The 263-nt window shown below is 70.7% G+C and carries 1 pseudogene; it reads left to right on the top strand.

Annotation, left to right across the window (positions count from 1 at the left end):
* Positions 1-263, top strand: a pseudogene (locus CVH10_RS21555) (glycogen debranching enzyme GlgX); the annotation flags it as partial.

Below are 263 nucleotides of genomic sequence, written 5' to 3'. Positions count from 1 at the left end.
CCTGACCCTGCTGCGCGAGGCCCTGCCGATCCTTACCCGCGGGCGCTTCCTCACGGGGGCCTACGACGAGGAGTTCGGCGTCAAGGACGTGACCTGGCTGCGGCCCGACGGCGCCGAGATGTCGCCGGAGAACTGGACGCAGGGCGATGCGCGGGCCCTGGCCGTGCTCCTCGATGGACGCGCCCAGGCCTCGGGCATCCACCAGCGCGGCGGCGACGCCACCCTATTGCTGCTCTACAACGCCTACCACGATCTCGTGTCGT

Source organism: Halomonas sp. ND22Bw, assembly GCF_003011945.1.
Classification (GTDB): Bacteria; Pseudomonadota; Gammaproteobacteria; order Pseudomonadales; family Halomonadaceae; genus Halomonas; species Halomonas halophila.
This window is presented reverse-complemented; position numbering and strand designations above follow the sequence as displayed.